Origin of the sequence: Maribacter sp. ACAM166, assembly GCF_005771495.1 — a bacterium.
In the GTDB taxonomy this organism is placed as follows: domain Bacteria; phylum Bacteroidota; class Bacteroidia; order Flavobacteriales; family Flavobacteriaceae; genus Maribacter.
The window spans coordinates 62910-82491 of the sequence record NZ_VAUW01000004.1; the positions used below are offsets into that span (position 1 = coordinate 62910).

The window sequence follows — 19582 nt, forward strand, 5'->3', positions numbered from 1 at the left end:
TTACTGTAGTTGATAGTATCTTAAGTCCACTGTAGGTGCTATGGTATCTTTTTTGGAAAAATAGTCAATCATAGCATTGCGTATTTTATAGTCCGTTTCGGTTTTGGAAAGGGCTTCCTTAAAAAAATTCATATTATCTCCGCCAGTGACTAAATAATCTGAAGTAGCTACAAAATAATTACGGTTCACATCTAAAGGCTTTCCAGCAATTGTAAAGGTATTTAGCGTGTTATCCTTATTTAAAATCAATTGAATACCAGCAACAGGATGTGCCTGTTTCGACTTAATGAGGTAATCGACCATTTTTAAAAGTGTTTCACCTCTTAGTTCGACCACCACCACATCGTTTTCAAAGGGCATTACTTCATAAGCTGTTCTTGCTGTTACATTTCCTTTTGAGATAACAGAACGTATACCACCGTGGTTCAATAATACAAAATCTATATGGTGACCGGTGCGTTTGTTGAAAATAGGGTCGGTCTCAGTTAATACGATATCTGCCATTAAGTTACCTGCAGTGGTATTGAATTTACCATCGCTTTTGGTGATGGTACTAGTTGCATAAGCCAGTGTACTATCTAGAATTTGTTCAACCCGATCGTGGTAGGGATTTATGAAGTTCTGAATTGAATCTATCGAGCTATAACTACTGTCTATAGGTATTTGTTTACCGGTTAGCTCTGTGAGATGCTCTTTCTGATTTTTACAAGACGCCAAAACAGATAAAGCAAAAAATATAACAAAATGTTTTATTTTTAAAATACTAAAGTGTTTTAACTTCGCCATAGAGTTGCAGGGATATTATTTACATTTGTGTAAATGTAAAAATACATGTTTTTAAAAGGAATTAAGGACAAGTTTAAACAGAAATCTGGCCGTAAATTATTAAAAAAATTATTAGCCAAACCTGTGCCTGTACTGCGTGAGAATAAGGGTGTACGTTCATTAGGCTGTATTGTAGATTTGGATAAATTTGAAAAATCTGAGTTGTTTTATCAATTTCAAGAAGAGTTTTCATTACGCCCAAATGCAGTGAAAATTATTGGGTATAAACGTTTTTATGACAAGAACTCGCCCTACGCTACACCTGTTTTTTCAGACAAGGATTTAGGATGGAACGGTAAAATAGAAAATAGTTATGCCCTTGAATTTTTGGGTAGGGAATATGACCTTTTAGTGAATTATTATGATGAAGATAGCTTATTGTTGAATTTAATGACAGTAAAAACAAAAGCGCGTTTAAAAGTAGGTTTTAAAGAAGTAGGTCCATTATATAACGATTTGATTTTTGACACGCCCCTAAAAGAGTTTCAGGCCTTTAAAAAAGAACTGAAAAAGTATTTGGGCATTTTTAAGGAAATTTAACTATGAAAGAATTACAAGGAGTAGGAGTTGCATTAATTACACCGTTTAAGGAAGATGGTTCAGTAGATGTTCTTGCTCTTAAAAAAGTAGTAGCATATAATATCGAAGGCAATATTGATTATTTAGTAGTGCTGGGCACTACAGCAGAGTCAGTAACCCTTAGCAAGACAGAAAAACAATTGGTTATGGATACCGTAGTAGAGGCCAATACGGGCATTTTACCTTTGGTTATCGGCGTAGGTGGTAACAATACCATGGGCTTGGTTGAGGAATTGAAAAGCTTAGACTTATCTGCCTATTGCGCAATCCTATCTGTTTCTCCGTATTATAATAGGCCTACGCAAGAAGGTATTTATGAGCATTTTAAGGCACTTTCAAAAGCATCACCCTTACCAATAATACTATATAACGTACCGGGTCGTACAGGAAGTAATATGTTGCCCGATACTGTAGTACGCTTGGCTAAAAATTTTACAAATATCGTCGCTGTAAAGGAAGCTTGTGGCAACATGACGCAGGTGTTGGAACTAATTGCCAAAAGACCTGAAGGATTCTTTGTGCTGTCTGGTGACGATATCACCGCATTACCGACTATTGTTGCAGGTGGTGATGGTGTGATTTCAGTAATCGGACAAGGATTGCCTACAGAATTCTCAAAAATGGTACATGAAGGTTTGAATGGAAATGTTGATGAAGCCTATATCCATCATAACAGAATGCAAGATGGAATGCATCTTATTTTTGAAGAAGGAAACCCAGCGGGTATTAAAATTATTTTTGAATACTTGGACATATCCAAGCCATATGTACGCTTGCCCTTAATGCGTGCCAGTGATGCATTAAAACACAGAATAATTTCCTTTATGGAATCGGTGGTTCGTATACCTGCATAGTTTTCGTTAAATCTATTATAAAAGGGACTTTTTTGCCGCATAAAGCCTGTATTTTTATTGGTTTAAAATGTTTTTTAAATCCATTGATAATCACTAATTTTGCAGAATGTTTTTTAAAATGAGGAGAGTTTTCCCAATACTATTAATTGCCATTGCGTTACAATCGTGTAGCGAGTACCAAAAAGTGCTCAAGAACGATGATGTAAAAGCGAAGTATGAGTTGGCAGAAAAATTTTATAAAGAAGGTGATTACAAAAGGGCCAACCGATTGTATGAGCAGATTGCACCAAAATATGTGGGTAAACCGCAAGGTGAGCGGGTGATGTTCTTTCTTTCTAATAGTTATTTTAAACGCGGAGATTATAATATGGCGGGCTATCAGTTTGAGCGTTTTATCAAATCCTATCCTAAAAGTGATAAGGTCGTTGAGTCATCATTTTTAGGTGCGAAAAGCTATTATAAATTATCTCCAGAATATTCTTTAGATCAGACAGATACTGATAAAGCATTGTTGAAGCTTCAAAATTTTATTAATGCATATTCTGAATCTGAATATTTTGCAGAAGCTAATAAAATGGCAAAGGAGCTTACCACCAAAAAAGAACGTAAGTCCTATGAAATAGTCCAACAGTATAATAAAATAGGGGAATTTAATTATGACATGCTGAAATCTGCGGTTACGGCAAGTGATAATTTTGTTTCGGATAATCCAGGTTCTATCTACAGGGAAGATGCATTGTTTATAAAAATGGATGCATTGACTCATATGGCTATGAATAGTTTTGAGAGTTTAAAAGAAGAGCGGTTGAAAGATGCCAAAGCAGCGTATACCGTTCTTAAGAAAAGATATCCGGAATCTAAATTTGATATAAAAGCTACCAATCTTTTGGAAAAAATAGATAGGGAATTACAACGGTTGCAAGCTGTTGAATCAAAATAATTAACTTATATTATGAATATGAACGATTTAAAAAACTCTAAGGCAGCAGTATCTACGGTAACTATTAACCGTAACGAGTTCGACAAGCCTACCGAGAATATTTATGAAGCTATTTCAATTACTGCAAAACGTGCTGTTCAGATTAATTCTGAAATAAAAAAAGAGCTCTTAGAGAAGTTGGAAGAATTTGCTACCTATAGTGATAGCCTTGAAGAGGTTTTCGAAAACAAAGAGCAAATTGAAGTTTCAAAGTTCTATGAAAAATTACCTAAGCCTCATGCTATGGCAGTAGAGGAGTGGTTGATGGACAAAATATACCACAGAAATACCGAAAAAGACGCATAAGGAATATGTTGAACGGCAAAAACGTCCTTTTAGGGGTAACCGGAGGCATTGCTGCTTATAAAACAACATTCTTAGTTCGTTTATTCATAAAAGCTGGCGCTAACGTTAAGGTTATACTTACCGATAGTGCCAGTTCTTTTGTTTCTCCACTTACCTTGGCGACATTGTCCAAGAACCCTGTAATATCCAATTTTGTAAAATCTGAGGAGAATACCATAGCGTGGAATAATCATGTGGAATTTGGTCTGTGGGCAGATCTTATACTAATTGCCCCAGCAACAGCAAATACAATGTCTAAAATGGCATCAGGTACATGTGATAATCTTTTATTGGCAACGTACTTATCTGCCAAATGTCCTGTTTTTGTAGCACCTGCAATGGATTTGGATATGTATAAGCATCCGAGCACTAAAAGTTCTTTGGATGCATTAGCTTCTTTTGGAAATAATATTATACCTGCAACAAGTGGGGAACTTGCTAGCGGACTTCACGGTGAAGGAAGAATGGCGGAACCTGAGGATATAATTGAGTTTATAAAAAAACAACTGGTATCAGGTTTGTCCTTGTCAGGCAAAAAGGTGTTAATTACTGCAGGGCCTACGTATGAAGCTATAGATCCAGTACGGTTTATAGGAAATCATTCTTCAGGATTAATGGGTTTTGAGCTCGCTAGAACAGCAGCCAATTTAGGTGCAGAAGTGTATTTGGTTACTGGTCCTACACATTTGATAATTGCACATAATAATGTACATGTAATCAATGTTGTTTCTGCTGATGATATGTATCATAGTACCCAAATGTACTTTGAGAATGCTGATATTGTTATTTGTGCCGCAGCAGTGGCCGATTATAGGCCAAAATCTGTTGCCGAACAGAAAATTAAAAAATCTGATGAGAACCTCACGTTAGAACTTGTTAAGAACAGAGATATTCTAATGACTTTAGGGGAACATAAGAAAAATCAATATCTAGTTGGTTTTGCCTTGGAGACCGAAAATGAGGTTCAAAATGCCATAGGTAAGCTAAAGCGTAAAAATTTAGATGCCATAGTGCTAAATTCTATGCAAGACAAAGGTGCTGGATTTGGTGGTACTACCAATAAAATTTCTTTTATAGATACCAATTCTACCATAACTGCGTTTGAACTTAAGACCAAGGCAGAAGTTGCCGTGGACATCTTTAATGAAATTATCAAAAGACGGTATGCCTAAGTTTGTTTTTTTACTATTTTTCTGCTTCATAAGTTTTACGTCCATGGCGCAGGAATTGACCTGTACCGTTACTGTAAATTCCGACCAGTTATCGCAAGGAGACCTTCAGGTATTTAAAACGTTAGAACGTTCGTTAACTGATTTTATAAATAAGTCTAAATGGACCAACAGGGTCTATAAGGAGAATGAACGCATAAATGCACAAATGTTCATTACCATAACAGAATATGAATCTAATCGGTTTAAGGGTACTATTCAGATACAGTCCTCAAGACCTGTTTATAATACCTCGTATTCTACACCAGTATTTAATTATAAAGACAATCAACTCAATTTTCAGTACATCGAATTTCAGCCGTTAATTTTTAATGATAACCAATTCGAATCTAATTTAGTAAGTGTACTTTCATACTATGCCTATATTATTTTAGGCCTTGATGCCGATACGTTCTCTTTAGAAGGCGGCACTGAATTTTACCGAAAGGCTCAAAATATCGTAACCTTAGCACAGGGTAGTAATTCTTCTGGATGGAGCCAATCTGCAGATTCCAACCGTAGTCGATTCGAATTAGTAGACAACCTGTTATCAAATACATACAGGGAGTATCGTATAGCCATGTACAATTACCATAGAAAGGGTTTAGATATTATGCCAGATAATAATAGTACTGGCAAACAGGTCATTGCAGGAACCATGAATCTTTTTCAGACCATGATTAACAGGAGGCCGAATGCCTTTTTGATTTCTACGTTCTTTGATGCAAAGTCAGAAGAAATTCTGAATATATTTTCAGACGGTCCAAAAGTTGATATCGTAAAATTGAAAGAAACCCTTAATAAAATTGCACCATTGTACGCTAGTACATGGAACGATATTAAATATTGAACCTTTTTTCAACACGTAATATAGATTACCTTTGTTAATCTAAAATTCTGAAACGTGCTTTCAACCCTCTCCATTACAAATTATGCATTAATCGATAGTCTAGTAGTAGGCTTCGATAAAGGTTTTACAGTGATTACAGGTGAAACTGGTGCAGGTAAATCTATTTTGCTTGGCGGTCTATCATTAGTGTTGGGTAAACGGGCAGATTTATCCTCATTGAGAGTAAAGAATGAAAAATGCATTATTGAGGGGCTATTTAAAATTGACACCTACGGACTTCAGCAGTTTTTTGAAGAAAATGACCTAGATTATGATATTAACACGGTCATTAGACGAGAGATATTGCCCAGTGGTAAATCTAGAGCCTTTATCAATGATACCCCCGTTACCTTAGATGTACTGTCTAGATTGGGAGAAAATCTTATCGATATTCATTCGCAGCATCAGACGATACAGCTTACTGAAAATGATTTTCAATTAAAATTGGTAGATGCATTAGCTGAAAATCAGAAGAGATTAGCGGTTTATGTGAAAGGATTAAAAACCTATCGCAAGGCACAAAAAGAATTGGAAGGTCTAATTGAAGTGCAAACTACCGCAAATAAGGAACAAGATTATAATTCTTTTCTGTTGACAGAACTTGAGAAAGCACCTTTAAAAGAGGGGATTGTTGAAGCGTTGGAAGAAGAGTATGAGCAGCTCAATAATGTAGAACTGATAATGGAACAGTTATCAAAAGGAGACCAATTGTTTAATGATGAGCAAATTGGTGTTTTGCCTTTGGTAACCGAAATGCGACAATCCTTATCGAAATTAGTCGAATTTGGATCTAATTATAAAGAGTTATACCAACGGGTTCAATCAGTTCTAATAGAATTAGACGATGTCAATTCAGAATTACAACGTTTACAAGAAGGAGTAGAAGTAAACCCTGATGCCTTAAAAGAGGTAAACGGAAAGTTACAGTTGTTATACAACTTGTTGAAAAAGCATAACGTAAATGAAGTCTCAGAATTGATTTCTATCAAGAATGAACTTTCGAATAAATTATTTGAAACAGCACATTTAGACGAGAAAATAGCTTTGAAAACGAGAGAACTGCAGGATATGGAATCTATTTTAGAGGAACAATCTGTAGTGTTACGAGAAAAGCGAAATACGGTCATACCAGAGTTACAATCGAAACTAAAATCAGATTTGACCCAATTGGGAATGCCTAATGCCTCTTTTGAAATCAGCTTAAGCCCAACTGATACCTTCACCATAACTGGAATGGACGAACTTTTATTTTTATTTACTGCGAATAGAGGAGGTAGTTATGGTGAATTAAAAAAGGTGGCTTCCGGTGGAGAATTATCTAGAATCATGCTGGTTATAAAGGCGATTCTTGCCAAATATGAAAAATTACCTACCATTATGTTCGATGAAATCGATACTGGAGTGTCCGGTGAAATTTCAAATAGAATGGCAGATATTATGAAAGACATGAGCGCTGACTTGCAAGTCTTTTCAATAACTCATTTACCACAGGTCGCATCCAAAGGAAACCATCACTTTAAAGTATTCAAAACAGAAGGAGCTGAGCGTACGATGACTAATATGAAAAAACTAACCAATGATGAGCGTGTAGTTGAACTGGCGCATATGTTGGATGGTAAGGACTTGTCCGATTCCGCATTGGCTCATGCAAAACAACTTTTGAATCCCTCATTAAAAGTTTGATTGTTGGAGGCTTATTTCGAAATTGTAAAATTATTTTCTGAATGCATACTTCGTAAACTTGCCCTGAGGTTTTTGAATTAGGGTTTTTACTATGCGCTACAATTCGGTTTTAACATATTTTAGATATCTTTGAATTATAACTAAACAATAGAATCAACTATCATGGGATATAACTTATTAAAAGGAAAAAGGGGAATTATTTTTGGAGCACTAGACGAAAACTCTATTGCATGGAAAACAGCACAAACTGTACATGATGAAGGTGGTACTTTTGTTTTGTCGAACGCCCCTATTGCCATGAGAATGGGTCAAATTGATCAGTTAGCTGAGAAAACTGGTTCTCAAATAATTCCTGCAGATGCAACAAGTGTTGAAGATTTGGATAATTTAGTTGAGAAAGCAGTTGAAATTTTAGGAGGTAAAATAGATTTTGTATTGCATTCTATAGGGATGTCAGTTAATGTTCGTAAAGGACGTGCTTACACTGATGAAAAATACGATTTCACGGCAAAGGGATGGGATGTTTCTGCACTTTCATTTCATAAAGTTATGCAATCATTATATAAGGCTGATGCCATGAACGAGTGGGGTAGTATTGTTGCTTTAACCTATATGGCTGCACAACGTACCTTCCCTGATTATAATGACATGGCTGATAACAAGGCATACCTAGAATCTGTTGCCCGTAGCTTTGGATATTTCTTCGGAAAAGAGAAAAAAGTTAGAGTAAATACCATTTCACAATCTCCAACAGCGACTACTGCCGGGCAAGGTGTAAAAGGTTTTGATGGTTTTATTAGTTATGCAGAAAAAATGTCTCCATTAGGTAATGCTACAGCTCAAGATTGTGCTGAATATACGGTGACATTGTTCTCAGACTATACAAAAAAGGTAACCATGCAGAATTTGTTTCATGATGGTGGTTTCTCCACTACAGGTGTCAGCCAAGAAGTCATAGAGAAATTTTAATTCGGTTTTTAATCTTTCATTTTTTTTGGAACCTATTCATTAGAGGAAAGTAATAATGACATTATCGTTTTCTTTTATAGTTCCTGTGTACAATAGACCTAACGAAATTAGGGAGTTGTTAGACAGTCTATCCTTACAAACCTTTAATCAGGTTTTTGAGGTTGTTGTCGTTGAAGATGGTTCGACGATTTCGTCGGAAGATATCATAAGGGACTATGTAGATACGCTATCTATTTCATATTATAAGAAGCCTAATTCTGGGCCTGGAGATTCCCGTAATTACGGTATGAAGAGGGCTAAGGGTAATTATTTTATTGTTCTGGATTCTGACTGTATTATTCCGCCAGAATATCTGAAAATTGTATATAAAAGTTTAAAAGAAGATTTTGTGCACTGTTATGGAGGTCCGGATGCAGCGCACAATTCTTTTTCTGTTGTTCAAAAGGCGATTAATTATGCAATGACCTCTTTTTTAACCACGGGCGGAATTCGTGGTGGAAAAAAAGCGGTGGGTAAATTTCAGCCCAGAAGTTTTAATATGGGGATTTCTAAGCAAGCCTTTGAAAATGTCAGAGGATACGGAAATATCCATCCAGGGGAAGATCCAGACTTAACCATACGTATTTGGAACAAAGGATATAAGACCAAGTTAATCTCTGAGGCCTTTGTGTTTCATAAAAGGCGCATAGATTGGAATAAATTTTATATTCAAGTGAATAAGTTTGGGATGGTAAGGCCTATTTTAAACCAATGGCATCCTGAAACAAGCAAGCTAACATACTGGTTCCCCACACTTTTTTGTTTAGGATTGTTGGTGTCAGTGTTAATGGGAGTTATTGGTGTTTTGATACCATTGCTTTGTTATATACTTTATTTTTTTATTTTATTTTTGGATGCCCTTGGTAAAACTAAGAATTTGAGAGTCGCCATTTTGGCCTTATTCGCAACAGGAGTACAATTCATAGGCTACGGTTATGGTTTTTTAAAATCCACGATTTGTATTAAATTGAGTAAAAAGAAACCTGAAGCGCTATTTCCTAAATTATTTTTTAAAACAAATTAATGAAGCCGCTCATAGAATGGATACAAACGGGATTAAAAAAAAGGAAGGTAAAAGTCTTCCTTATATTCTTGTTGTGCGCGTCGCTTGCATGGTTTATTAATAAATTATCTCAAAGCTATACAAGTAACACTACATTTCATGTTACCTATATAAATATACCACCCAAATATTTATTGGCAAATACCCCCAAGAAGGAATTACAGGTTAGGTTAACGGCCGCAGGGTTTCAGTTTTTAGGATATCATCTAAAGCCTAAACAGATGACGCTAGACGTCAGTAAGATGATGCACAAAGATTCAAATTACTATTTAACCTCAGACCAGATAAGAATACAACTAGAAGCCCAAATAAACAATTACAGTACGTTAACAGATTTTGATAGTGACATTATTTATTTCGATTTTACATCGTTAAAATCAAAAAAAGTACCTGTGAAGGCGGTGGTTGATTTTACCTATGCTTCTAATCATATTTTGGAAGGAAAGATAGGCATAGAGCCAGATTCTATTCAATTAACTGGACCTAAAAGTCAAATTGATACGATTCATGTAATTGAAACTGAACTATTTAAACAAGGTGATTTAAATGATTCGTTTTCTAACCAGGTATCATTAAAGTTACCACTAGAATTGAATGGAACTAAATTCTCTGATTATTCTGTAACTATTAGTGGCACTGTGGTAAAGTTTTCAGAACAGGTAATCGAAGTGCCTATAACCGTTATTAACTTACCCAAAGATGTGAAGGTTCGTACGTTTCCAGAAATCGTACAAGTACGCTGTCAGGGCACTTTAAGTAACTTAAAAGAGCTAAAAGTTGGAGATTTTACTGTTGTAGCCGACTATTCAAAGGTTTCTCAAGAAACAGATAATAGGTTATCTATAACCTTAGAACGTTATCCAAGAACGCTGAATAATGCGTTAATTACTACAAATGAAATCGAATTTATACTAAGGCGCGAATGATTGTTGTTGGTTTGACAGGAGGAATAGGTAGTGGAAAATCTACTGTTGGAACCATGTTTCAAAACCTTGGCGTACCCGTATATAATTCAGATGAACGTGCGAAGTGCTTAATGAATACCTCCAAAAAAATAAGAAAAGAGCTGATTAGTCTGTTTGGTGAAAAGGCCTATTTGGAAGAGGAATTAAATAGAGCCTATATCGCTAAAAAGGTATTTAAAGATGCAGATTTGTTGGCAGAATTGAATCGTATAGTTCATCCTCAAGTTAGAAAGGACTTTTTGAAATGGGCAAAAAAACAAAAGACACCTTATGTAATTCAAGAAACTGCTTTGTTATTTGAGAATAAGGCAAAAGAATTATATGATAGAGTAATTCTGGTTACAGCCTCCAAAGAACTACGAATAGAACGGGTTCTGAGGCGTAGTGAAAGTACTAGAGAACAAATTGTGGCCCGAATGAACAATCAATTAGATGATGCTACTAAAATAAAATTAGCAGATTACATCATTGAAAATATTGACCTAGAAAGAACTAGCTTAAAAGTTCTAAACATACATGGGCGCATCCTTACTGATTGTTAGTAGTTTGGCGATTTTAACATTTCTGTTAAGGTTAGGTTAAACGTACTATTGTGTACCTGTTAAATCTTTAATTTTAACAACTAATGAACAAAAAGTTATTTGTGCTCTTAGTAGTTTTAATGAGCCTTTCGCTTATTGGTCTGATTTTCGTTCAAAGTTTCTGGATTAAAAAATCCATAGATAGCACAGAAGAGCAATTTTCTAGTAGTGTTTCTGAAGCATTGAACAGTATCACCAATAAGATTTCAGAGAGAGAAACCAAAAACTATTTCGATAGGTATTTAAATGCAGTAGATAGTATAGGTGAACTTAAGGGAACACAACTAACCAATTTTTTCTTTATTGATAGGGATGTAAATTCTAATGAAATTTTACTGTATGAACACGGTATTTTAGAAGAGGATTATGGTATCTCGTCTACGTTCTTTGACAGCGGTGATGGTGCAGATACCACCATTATTAAAAATTATACCAGTCAACGTAAGACCTCAATTTTTAAGGAGGATGTTGATTTAGAAGGTAATCGGTTCCGACTAAATCCTATTCAGCGTATTGAAAAGATAGGTGGCTTAAATAAAATGGAAAAGGCTGCTATGGAGGAAATGTTTATGGTTCATGCTAAACGTGTGCCCATTCACAAAAGGGTTTCCAAGCAAGAAATTGAATTGTTATTGCAACGTGAACTGGAAAATAGGGGTATAGATATTGCATTGGAATATGGTGTCTATAGCAACGGTTTACCAACAAAAGTTAAATCACCTAAATTCAAATATGCTGAGACCAATATTTACAAAACTCCTATGTTTGTTGATTTTGAAGGAGTTTCAAATTTTGATTTGTTAATCTCTTTTCCTAAGAAGAAACGATTTTTGGTCCAATCAATATTAGGTTTGGCAATGCTTTCATTGCTTTTTACCATAATAATCGTGGTAGCATATGCAGGGGCAATTTATCAGTTAATTCGTCAAAAGCAGATATCTGAGATAAAAACAGATTTCATTAATAATATGACGCATGAGTTTAAGACACCGATAGCAACGATAAACTTGGCAGTAGAAGCAATTAGAAATCCGAAGATTATTGGAGACCAAGAGAAAGTTTTGCGGTATTTACAGATGATTCGTGATGAGAATAAAAGAATGCATGCTCAAGTAGAAAATGTATTACGCATTTCTAAGTTAGAGAAAAATCAGTTGGATATAAGTAAAGATAGGGTAGATACTCATGAGATTATTGAAGATGCTATTACCCATGTACAATTAATCGTTGATGATAGAGGTGGTTATATCCACACGCATTTAGATGCGAAGCGTTCAGAAATATTGGCGAATGAAATGCATTTTACCAATGTAATCGTCAACATGCTTGATAATGCTATTAAATATTCTGAAGAGGCGCCAAAAATAGATGTCTTTACGGAATGCGCAAAGAATTACATTATTATAAAGGTTCAGGATCAAGGAGCTGGTATGAGTAAAGCCGTAGTTAAGAAAGTTTTTGAAAAGTTTTATAGAGAGCACACAGGTGATATTCATAACGTAAAAGGGCATGGTTTAGGTCTATCATACGTCAAAAAAATTGTTGAAGATCATCAAGGCGAAGTTTATGCCGATAGTGAAAAAGGAAAAGGAAGTACATTTTACATCAAACTGCCGTTAATATAAATATTATGGAAACAATAAATAAGAAAATACTTTTAGTTGAAGACGATCCAAATTTTGGGATTGTATTGAAGGATTATTTGTCAATGAATGATTTTGATGTCACATTGGCGAAGAATGGGATGGAAGGTTTTGAGAAGTTCAAAAAGGATAATTTCGATATCTGTATTTTGGATGTGATGATGCCTTATAAGGATGGTTTTACCTTAGCAAAGGAGATTCGTGAAAAGAACGAGAATGTTCCTATTGTTTTCCTAACGGCGAAAACAATGAAAGAAGATGTGCTGAAAGGATATAAAGCTGGTGCAGATGATTATCTAAACAAGCCTTTCGATTCTGAAGTATTATTAGTGAAGTTGAAAGCTATTCTACAACGAAAAGCTTCCAATGGATTAGCAGATAGCAAGAAATTTGAATTTACCATTGGGGGGTTCCATTTGAATTCTAAATTGAGGTTTCTTAAATATAAGGATACTGAATCTATCAAGTTATCACCTAAAGAGAACGAATTACTGCGTCTATTGGCGTTACATGAAAATGATTTGATGCCACGTGAATTAGCATTGACCAAAATTTGGAGAGATGATAATTACTTTACTTCACGTAGTATGGATGTGTATATAGCTAAATTACGTAAGTATCTTAAAGTTGATGATACAGTTGAAATATTGAATATTCACGGAGAAGGTTTCCGTTTGGTTATTAAGACTGAAGGCGAATAAGTTTTTAATAAATTTTATAGTAAAAGCATCCTTTAAAGGATGCTTTTTTAGTTTTGGAGTTGCTCTATAATCTCATCTATTATCTCTGAAGGTGTTTGGTCTATTGAAACAGTAAGTGCATTCTTAGGCACCTCGAGGGAGTTAAATTGAGATTGTAATAGCCCTTTAGGCATGAAATGATTTTTACGCTTATTCAAACGAGCACTGATTAGTTCAAAACTTCCTTTTAAATTAATAATTCTATGTTGACCATTTAATTGATTGCCTAGAACAGTTCTATACCTTTCTTTTAAAGCAGAACAAACGATAATGGCACCTGTTGATTTGTTTTCAATAGCAAGCTCGTTAAGGCGCTCAAGCCAACCTTGTCGATCATCATCATTTAAGGGTTTGCCCTCACTCATTTTAATAACGTTGGCTTCAGGATGAAAACTGTCACCATCAAAGAATGGAACATTCAACTTTTCAGACAAGAGTTTGCCAATAGTAGATTTTCCGCAACCAGAAACACCCATAACAAACAAAAGCTGTGTTTTAATCATGAGTTAGTTTTGGTAGTTCTTTATTAATTTCGAGCAAAAGCGTTTCTTCTTCGTAATCATAGTCGAACCAAATAGTATTTTTATTTCTAAGAAACCAAGTAAGTTGTCTTTTAGCAAATCTTCTGGTGTTTTTCTTAATTTCTGAAAGTGCGAAGTCTAGAGTCCATTCGCCATCAAAATAAGTGAAAAGCTCTTTATAACCCACCGTTTGTAAAGCATTATAACTTCTGAAAGTTAAAAGGTTTTTAGCTTCCTCTATCAGGCCTGTTTCCATCATTAAATCTACCCTTTCGTTTATTCGATTATAAATTAAGGGTCTTTCAGCCTTAAGCCCTACGGTGATTACCTTGAATTCTCGTATTGCTTTTGGTTTGTCAATAAATGAGGAATAAGGTTTTCCGCTACCCATACATACCTCTAGTGCTCTAATTACACGTTGTGGGTTTTGAATATCTACTTTGCTATAGTAAGCCGGGTCTAATTCTTTTAATTTATACTGGAGAGACCGTAAACCACGTTCTTTTAAATCCAAATTCAATCCATCTCTAATTTTAGGAGCAATTGTTGGAAAAGTATTTAATCCGTCTGTAATGGCGTTTACATATAATCCGCTACCACCTACCATAATGACTATATCATTTGATTTAAATAGTAATGATAGTTTTTGAATGGCCTCACGTTCAAAATCCCCTACGGTATATTGTTCTGTGATGCTCTTGTGTTGTATAAAGTGATGGGTTGCCTGGTTTAATTCATCAGTATTTGGTACCGCTGTACCAATACTCATTTCCTTAAAAAATTGCCTAGAATCAGCAGAAATAATTTCTGTCTTATAGTGCTGAGCCAATAAAATAGCGAGTTTGGTCTTGCCAATGGCAGTTGGACCTGTTACGGAAATTAAAGTTTTATTCATTTAATATTGATCCACAATTATAACAATGTGTAGCATCATCTCGATGCCCTTCCTTACTGCACGAAGGGCAAGATTGGGTATTTACATGAATGTATTTACCTGTACTCACATTGCCTGATTTATCTTTGTTTTGTTTGCCAAATTCCGACGTTACAATTCCCGTTGGTACGGCAATAATCCCATACCCTAAGAGCATAATTAATGTCGCAATGAATTGTCCCTGTGGTGTAATAGGGGCAATATCTCCGTAGCCTACCGTGGTTAGAGTTACTATAGTCCAGTATACACTTGTCGGTATACTGGTAAACCCAGCTTCATCACCTTCTACATAATACATTAAGGTGCCCAACATAACAGAAACGATTAATACTGCAAAAAGGAATACAATTATTTTTGCTCTACTCGCTTTCAGTGCACTTTTCAATTGAGAGGCTTCCCCTAAAAATCGAACTAATTTTAAAATACGAAAAATCCTTAGAAGCCTAAATGCACGTACTGCCAGTAAAATTTGAGTACCGGCAAAAATATAGGAAATATATAACGGTATGGTCGACAAGAAATCGATGATACCATAAAAACTAAAAATGTATTTAGTGGGTTTTTTAAGGCAGATTAACCGAGCAATATATTCAACAGTAAAGAAGATGGTTACGACCCATTCGAGAGCCAGTAATAATCTATGGTATTCAATATCAATACTCTTTACACTTTCTAGCATAATAAGGATTATGCTGAAAATAATTATGGCAAAAAGGATGATATCGAACAATTTTCCCATTGGGGTATCCGCTTCATAAATGATTTCATGAAGTTTATTTTTCCAAGGTGATAATTTGTCTTCCTCTTTCAACTTATTAATTTAATTCTACTGTTTTAAGGACTCTTTTTTTTCTCAAATAAGATTCTATAAGAAAATTAGCGTCTCTTGTTCCGTTCATTGGGGTAATTAAAGTTTCCAAGATATGAATATTATTTATTTGATAGTTAAGGTCACAAAAACCAAAACCAACTAAGGAACCATTTTTAATTAAAATAGCACTCTGTTCACCAATCTCACGTCCTTTATCCAATAATACTACATTTTTACTGTTTAAGTTGTATTTGGTAGTCGCGGCAAGAACACGATTGTTATAGGTCTCATGCGATTCTTTCTTAATACATGCACCTTTACAGGTACCTTCATCAAAGGCAGAACAATTCGTGCGGGCTTCACTAATACCGTTTACCTTTTCACAAAGTTCGAACTCCTTTGTGATTTTATAGAGATGATTTTTTGCACTAAAAATTCCATTAAATAATCCTAACGGTTCTTTACACTCGCGATATGTTTTAATCTCTAATGAATAATAACCATTATCATTTTTAGTTTTACATAATGCGTGCGAATACATTCTTTTTTTAGGGATACTATTATATTTAGGTCTAAGCTTTAATAGTTCTTCGTGTTCTTTAAGAATGGCAATAAGTTCATTTCCTGTTTCTTCGAAAGTTACCTTTTTAGTGTCTTTGGCTAACTTTCTAGACTTATCGCCACTTTTAGTAAATAGTTGATTTACTTTTTTCTTTATGTCAGTGCTTTTGCTGACATATATAATATCAGCATCTTTACCATGCATATAAAAGACACCTGTTTTGTTGGGTAGTTCTCGTACAATGTCTAATTGTTTTTCTGAGAGCTCACCTTGACTTTCTTTACGAATGGTTTCTTTAACAATTATTTTTTCGGAATCTTTAACCAGTAATAGTTTAAATAATTTTATTGTTGCTAGTGCATCACCATTTGCTCGATGTCGGTCAGTTACAGGTATACCTAGTGATCTTACTAGTTTTCCTAAACTATATGATTCAGCGTCTGGTAATAATAATTTGGATAGGTCTACTGTGCACAATGTTTTTCGTTCAAAATTATAACCCAATCGTCTAAATTCTGTTCGCAATATTCTATAATCGAATTGTGCATTATGGGCTACCAATACGGTATCTTCCGTAATCTCAATAATTCTTTTAGCAACCTCATAAAATTTAGGAGCTGTCTGCAACATTTTATTGTTAATTCCGGTAAGTTTCACAACAAAAGGTTGAATATCCTTTTCAGGATTTATCAAACTAATGAATTTGTCAACCACTTTTTGGCCGTCAAACTTGTGAATAGCGATTTCGGTAATACCTTCTTCATTAAATTTTCCGCCTGTAGTTTCAATATCTAAAATCGCGTACATCTAGTAAAATCTGATTATTTAAGTGCAGTGTATATTTGGTGTTAATTTCTTGATCCAAAGATACTACTTCCAATACGCACCATAGTACTGCCTTCTTCTATAGCAATCGTATAATCTCCACTCATACCCATAGAGAGTATGGAAAAATCTTTATACTTATTTTTTAATTTATCAAACAAGGATTTAAGACTTTTAAACTCTCGACGAACTTGATTCATATCATCGGTAAATGTAGCCATGCCCATTAAACCTTTAATTTTTACATGCGTATAGCCCTTAAATTGCTCATTCTCGACTAAGTCTACTAATTCCTTTTCATCAAAGCCAAATTTGGTGTCTTCTTCTGCAATATGAACCTGTAAAAGGCAGGAAATAGTTCGATCACATTTTTCAGCCTGTTTATTGATCTCCTTCAATAATCTCGGACTATCAACACCATGTACTAAAGAGACATATTCTGCCATGTATTTTACTTTATTTCGTTGTAGGTGACCAATCATATGCCATTCGATATCCTTCGGCATTTTCTCCCATTTCTCCGTCATTTCTTGAACCCTATTTTCTCCAAAAATACGTTGGCCTTCATCATAGGCTTGTTGAAGGTCTGAAATTGGTTTTGTTTTTGAGACAGCAACTAAGGTGACCGTTTTTGGTAGGGTATCTAAAATGGACGTAAGATCTTCCTTTATGGACATATTATGTATTGTTTTAGAATAATATTAATTTTCAAATTGTTGAGATACTTTTTCGGCTTTTCTCGTATTGGTATAGTCATAGAATCCTTCTCCAGATTTTACGCCACTTTTACCTGCCATAACCATATTTACCAATAGGGGAGAGGGCGCGTATTTCGGATTTTTAAATCCGTCATGCATCACATTCATTATAGAAAGGCAAACATCCAAGCCAATAAAATCTGCTAACTGCAGTGGTCCCATGGGGTGCGCCATCCCCAGTTTCATAACCGTATCTATTTCTTGAACACCAGCAACACCGTGGTGTAATGTTTCTATTGCCTCATTGATCATGGGCATTAATACTCTATTGGCTACAAAACCAGGGTAATCGTTAACTTCGGTAGGCGTTTTTCCTAATTTTTTAGAAAGTTCCATTATTGCCTTTGTTGTCGTATCAGAAGTACTATAACCGCGAATGATTTCAACCAAGGTCATAATCGGAACAGGATTCATAAAATGCATTCCAATAACCATATCAGGCCTATTCGTAACTGCAGCAATTTGTGTAATTGAGATGGAGGATGTATTTGTCGCCAAAATTGTTTTAGCATCACAAACAGCGTCTAATTCCTTAAAAATACGCATCTTGATATCTAAATTTTCAGTTGCAGCTTCAATAGCAAGGTCAGTGCCGAGAATACCTTTCTTAAGTTCTGTAAACTGACTAATATTTGAAAGCGTTTTCTCTTTATCAGCATTAGCTATTTTTTCTTTTGCCAGCATACGGTCCAAATTTCTAAAAATTGTAGCAACACCTTTATCTAAAGCTTCTTGAGATACATCGATTAAATGTACTTGAAATCCATTTTGGGCAAATACATGGGCAATACCGTTGCCCATTGTGCCTGCACCTATTACAGCGATTTTTTTCATAAGGTGGTAGTATTAAATGATGCGATAATTTGTAAAGCCACCTCAAGGGCCTGAGTGCCTTGTTTTAAGCTTACCACTGGTATTGTGTCATTGTTAATTGCATCTGCAAAAGATTCGAGCTCGTCTAGAATGGCATTATTTGTTTCTATAGACGGATTTTCAAAATAAATCTGCTTTTTGATTCCTTCCGCATTCTGTAAAATCATATCAAATTCTCCAGCCTCTTTAGGGGCTTCCTTCATTTTGACTACTTCCGCTTTTTTCTCTAAAAAATCGACCGATATGTAGGCATCTTTTTGAAAGAAACGAGATTTTCTCATGTTTTTCATGGAAATTCTACTGGCAGTTAAATTTGCAACACATCCATTTACAAATTCAATTCTAGCATTCGCAATATCTGGAGATTGGCTAATTACAGATACGCCACTGGCATTTATCTGTTTAACCTCAGAGTTAACCACACTTAATATGGCATCGATATCATGAATCATTAAATCGAGAACCACAGGTACATCTGTACCTCTAGGATTAAATTCAGCCAAGCGATGGCTTTCAATGAACATGGGTTGCTTTATAGCGTTCTTCACTGCGGTAAAAGCAGGATTAAAACGTTCTACATGACCAACTTGACCTTTTACACCATACTTATTTTCTAAGGCCAGTAAAGATTTTGCCTCTTCTAACGTGTGGGTAATCGGCTTTTCTATAAAAACATGCTTGCCTTTTTCAATTGATTTTTTAGCACATTCATAATGTGAAAGAGTAGGAGTTACAATATCTATAACATCTACAGCATTAATTAGGTCATCTAAGTTTTTAAAATAAGTATACCCAAATTCGGCACTGACCTTTTCTCCATTAGTACTATCCGCATCATGAAACCCTATCAGTTCATATTTTTTAGATTCGTTTAGAAGTCTAAGGTGGATTTTACCAAGATGTCCAGCTCCTAAAACACCAACTTTTAGCATTTGT

The 19582-nt window shown here is 35.0% G+C and carries 21 protein-coding genes; 13 read left to right on the plus strand and 8 right to left on the minus strand.

Annotation, left to right across the window (positions count from 1 at the left end; all coding sequences use genetic code 11):
• Positions 1-786 (minus strand): 5'-nucleotidase C-terminal domain-containing protein, encoded by a 786-nt coding sequence (locus ES765_RS04505; protein WP_138111527.1) that lies wholly within the window; start codon positions 784-786, stop codon positions 1-3.
• A 45-nt stretch (positions 787-831) separates the two neighbouring features.
• On the opposite strand from ES765_RS04505, the gene ES765_RS04510 reads away from it, so the two are divergent.
• The 13 genes from ES765_RS04510 (at position 832) to ES765_RS04570 (ending at position 13323) form a co-directional block, all read left to right on the plus strand.
• Positions 832-1365, plus strand: a complete 534-nt coding sequence (locus tag ES765_RS04510) for a DUF6913 domain-containing protein (protein ID WP_138111529.1) — start codon at positions 832-834, stop codon at positions 1363-1365.
• A gap of 2 nt (positions 1366-1367) precedes the next feature.
• The gene (gene dapA / locus ES765_RS04515; protein WP_138111531.1) at positions 1368-2258 is read left to right on the plus strand and encodes a 4-hydroxy-tetrahydrodipicolinate synthase; all 891 of its coding nucleotides are present in this window, start codon (positions 1368-1370) and stop codon (positions 2256-2258) included.
• A 106-nt stretch (positions 2259-2364) separates the two neighbouring features.
• A complete protein-coding gene (locus ES765_RS04520) occupies positions 2365-3198 on the plus strand; it encodes an outer membrane protein assembly factor BamD (RefSeq protein ID WP_138111533.1) in 834 nt (277 codons plus the stop codon).
• A gap of 12 nt (positions 3199-3210) precedes the next feature.
• Positions 3211-3543, plus strand: a complete 333-nt coding sequence (locus ES765_RS04525; protein WP_171017225.1) for a DNA-directed RNA polymerase subunit omega — start codon at positions 3211-3213, stop codon at positions 3541-3543.
• Between the two features lie 5 nt (positions 3544-3548).
• Positions 3549-4754, plus strand: a complete 1206-nt coding sequence (coaBC, locus tag ES765_RS04530; RefSeq protein ID WP_138111535.1) for a bifunctional phosphopantothenoylcysteine decarboxylase/phosphopantothenate--cysteine ligase CoaBC — start codon at positions 3549-3551, stop codon at positions 4752-4754.
• Positions 4755-4797: 43 nt separating this feature from the next.
• Positions 4798-5640, plus strand: a complete 843-nt coding sequence (locus ES765_RS04535; protein WP_410504336.1) for a DUF4835 family protein — start codon at positions 4798-4800, stop codon at positions 5638-5640.
• Between the two features lie 54 nt (positions 5641-5694).
• On the plus strand, positions 5695-7362 hold the full coding sequence (gene recN / locus ES765_RS04540) for a DNA repair protein RecN (protein ID WP_138111537.1): 1668 nt from the start codon (positions 5695-5697) through the stop codon (positions 7360-7362).
• Between the two features lie 162 nt (positions 7363-7524).
• The gene (locus ES765_RS04545) at positions 7525-8331 is read left to right on the plus strand and encodes an enoyl-ACP reductase (protein WP_138111539.1); all 807 of its coding nucleotides are present in this window, start codon (positions 7525-7527) and stop codon (positions 8329-8331) included.
• 55 nt (positions 8332-8386) lie between these two features.
• Positions 8387-9394, plus strand: a complete 1008-nt coding sequence (locus ES765_RS04550) for a glycosyltransferase (protein ID WP_138111541.1) — start codon at positions 8387-8389, stop codon at positions 9392-9394.
• On the plus strand, positions 9394-10359 hold the full coding sequence (locus ES765_RS04555; protein WP_138111543.1) for a hypothetical protein: 966 nt from the start codon (positions 9394-9396) through the stop codon (positions 10357-10359). Before ES765_RS04550 ends, ES765_RS04555 begins: the two co-directional genes overlap by 1 nt.
• On the plus strand, positions 10356-10940 hold the full coding sequence (gene coaE / locus ES765_RS04560) for a dephospho-CoA kinase (protein WP_138111545.1): 585 nt from the start codon (positions 10356-10358) through the stop codon (positions 10938-10940). The genes ES765_RS04555 and coaE overlap by 4 nt, the downstream gene beginning before the upstream one ends.
• An 83-nt stretch (positions 10941-11023) precedes the next feature.
• Entirely contained in the window at positions 11024-12604 is a 1581-nt protein-coding gene (locus ES765_RS04565; protein WP_138111547.1) for a sensor histidine kinase, read from the plus strand.
• A gap of 5 nt (positions 12605-12609) precedes the next feature.
• On the plus strand, positions 12610-13323 hold the full coding sequence (locus tag ES765_RS04570) for a response regulator transcription factor (protein WP_138111549.1): 714 nt from the start codon (positions 12610-12612) through the stop codon (positions 13321-13323).
• Positions 13324-13370: 47 nt separating this feature from the next.
• Here the strand turns inward: ES765_RS04570 and ES765_RS04575 are convergent, their stop codons facing one another.
• From ES765_RS04575 to ES765_RS04605, 7 genes are read right to left on the minus strand one after another with little or no spacing between them, the layout of a single operon-like run.
• On the minus strand, positions 13371-13865 hold the full coding sequence (locus ES765_RS04575) for a gluconokinase (protein ID WP_138111551.1): 495 nt from the start codon (positions 13863-13865) through the stop codon (positions 13371-13373).
• The gene (miaA, locus tag ES765_RS04580) at positions 13858-14778 is read right to left on the minus strand and encodes a tRNA (adenosine(37)-N6)-dimethylallyltransferase MiaA (RefSeq protein WP_138111553.1); all 921 of its coding nucleotides are present in this window, start codon (positions 14776-14778) and stop codon (positions 13858-13860) included. The genes ES765_RS04575 and miaA overlap by 8 nt, the downstream gene beginning before the upstream one ends.
• The gene (locus tag ES765_RS04585) at positions 14771-15628 is read right to left on the minus strand and encodes an ion transporter (RefSeq protein ID WP_249356236.1); all 858 of its coding nucleotides are present in this window, start codon (positions 15626-15628) and stop codon (positions 14771-14773) included. Before ES765_RS04585 ends, miaA begins: the two co-directional genes overlap by 8 nt.
• Positions 15629-15632: 4 nt before the next feature.
• The gene (locus ES765_RS04590; protein WP_138111555.1) at positions 15633-16997 is read right to left on the minus strand and encodes an exonuclease domain-containing protein; all 1365 of its coding nucleotides are present in this window, start codon (positions 16995-16997) and stop codon (positions 15633-15635) included.
• Between the two features lie 41 nt (positions 16998-17038).
• Positions 17039-17692 (minus strand): YggS family pyridoxal phosphate-dependent enzyme, encoded by a 654-nt coding sequence (locus ES765_RS04595; protein WP_138111557.1) that lies wholly within the window; start codon positions 17690-17692, stop codon positions 17039-17041.
• Positions 17693-17716: 24 nt separating this feature from the next.
• Positions 17717-18607: a 3-hydroxybutyryl-CoA dehydrogenase gene (locus tag ES765_RS04600; RefSeq protein ID WP_138111559.1), complete on the minus strand. Its 891-nt coding sequence runs from the start codon at positions 18605-18607 to the stop codon at positions 17717-17719.
• Complete coding sequence (locus tag ES765_RS04605; protein ID WP_138111561.1) at positions 18604-19578, minus strand: Gfo/Idh/MocA family protein; 975 nt, start codon at positions 19576-19578, stop codon at positions 18604-18606. The genes ES765_RS04600 and ES765_RS04605 overlap by 4 nt, the downstream gene beginning before the upstream one ends.
• Positions 19579-19582 lie beyond the last annotated feature (4 nt).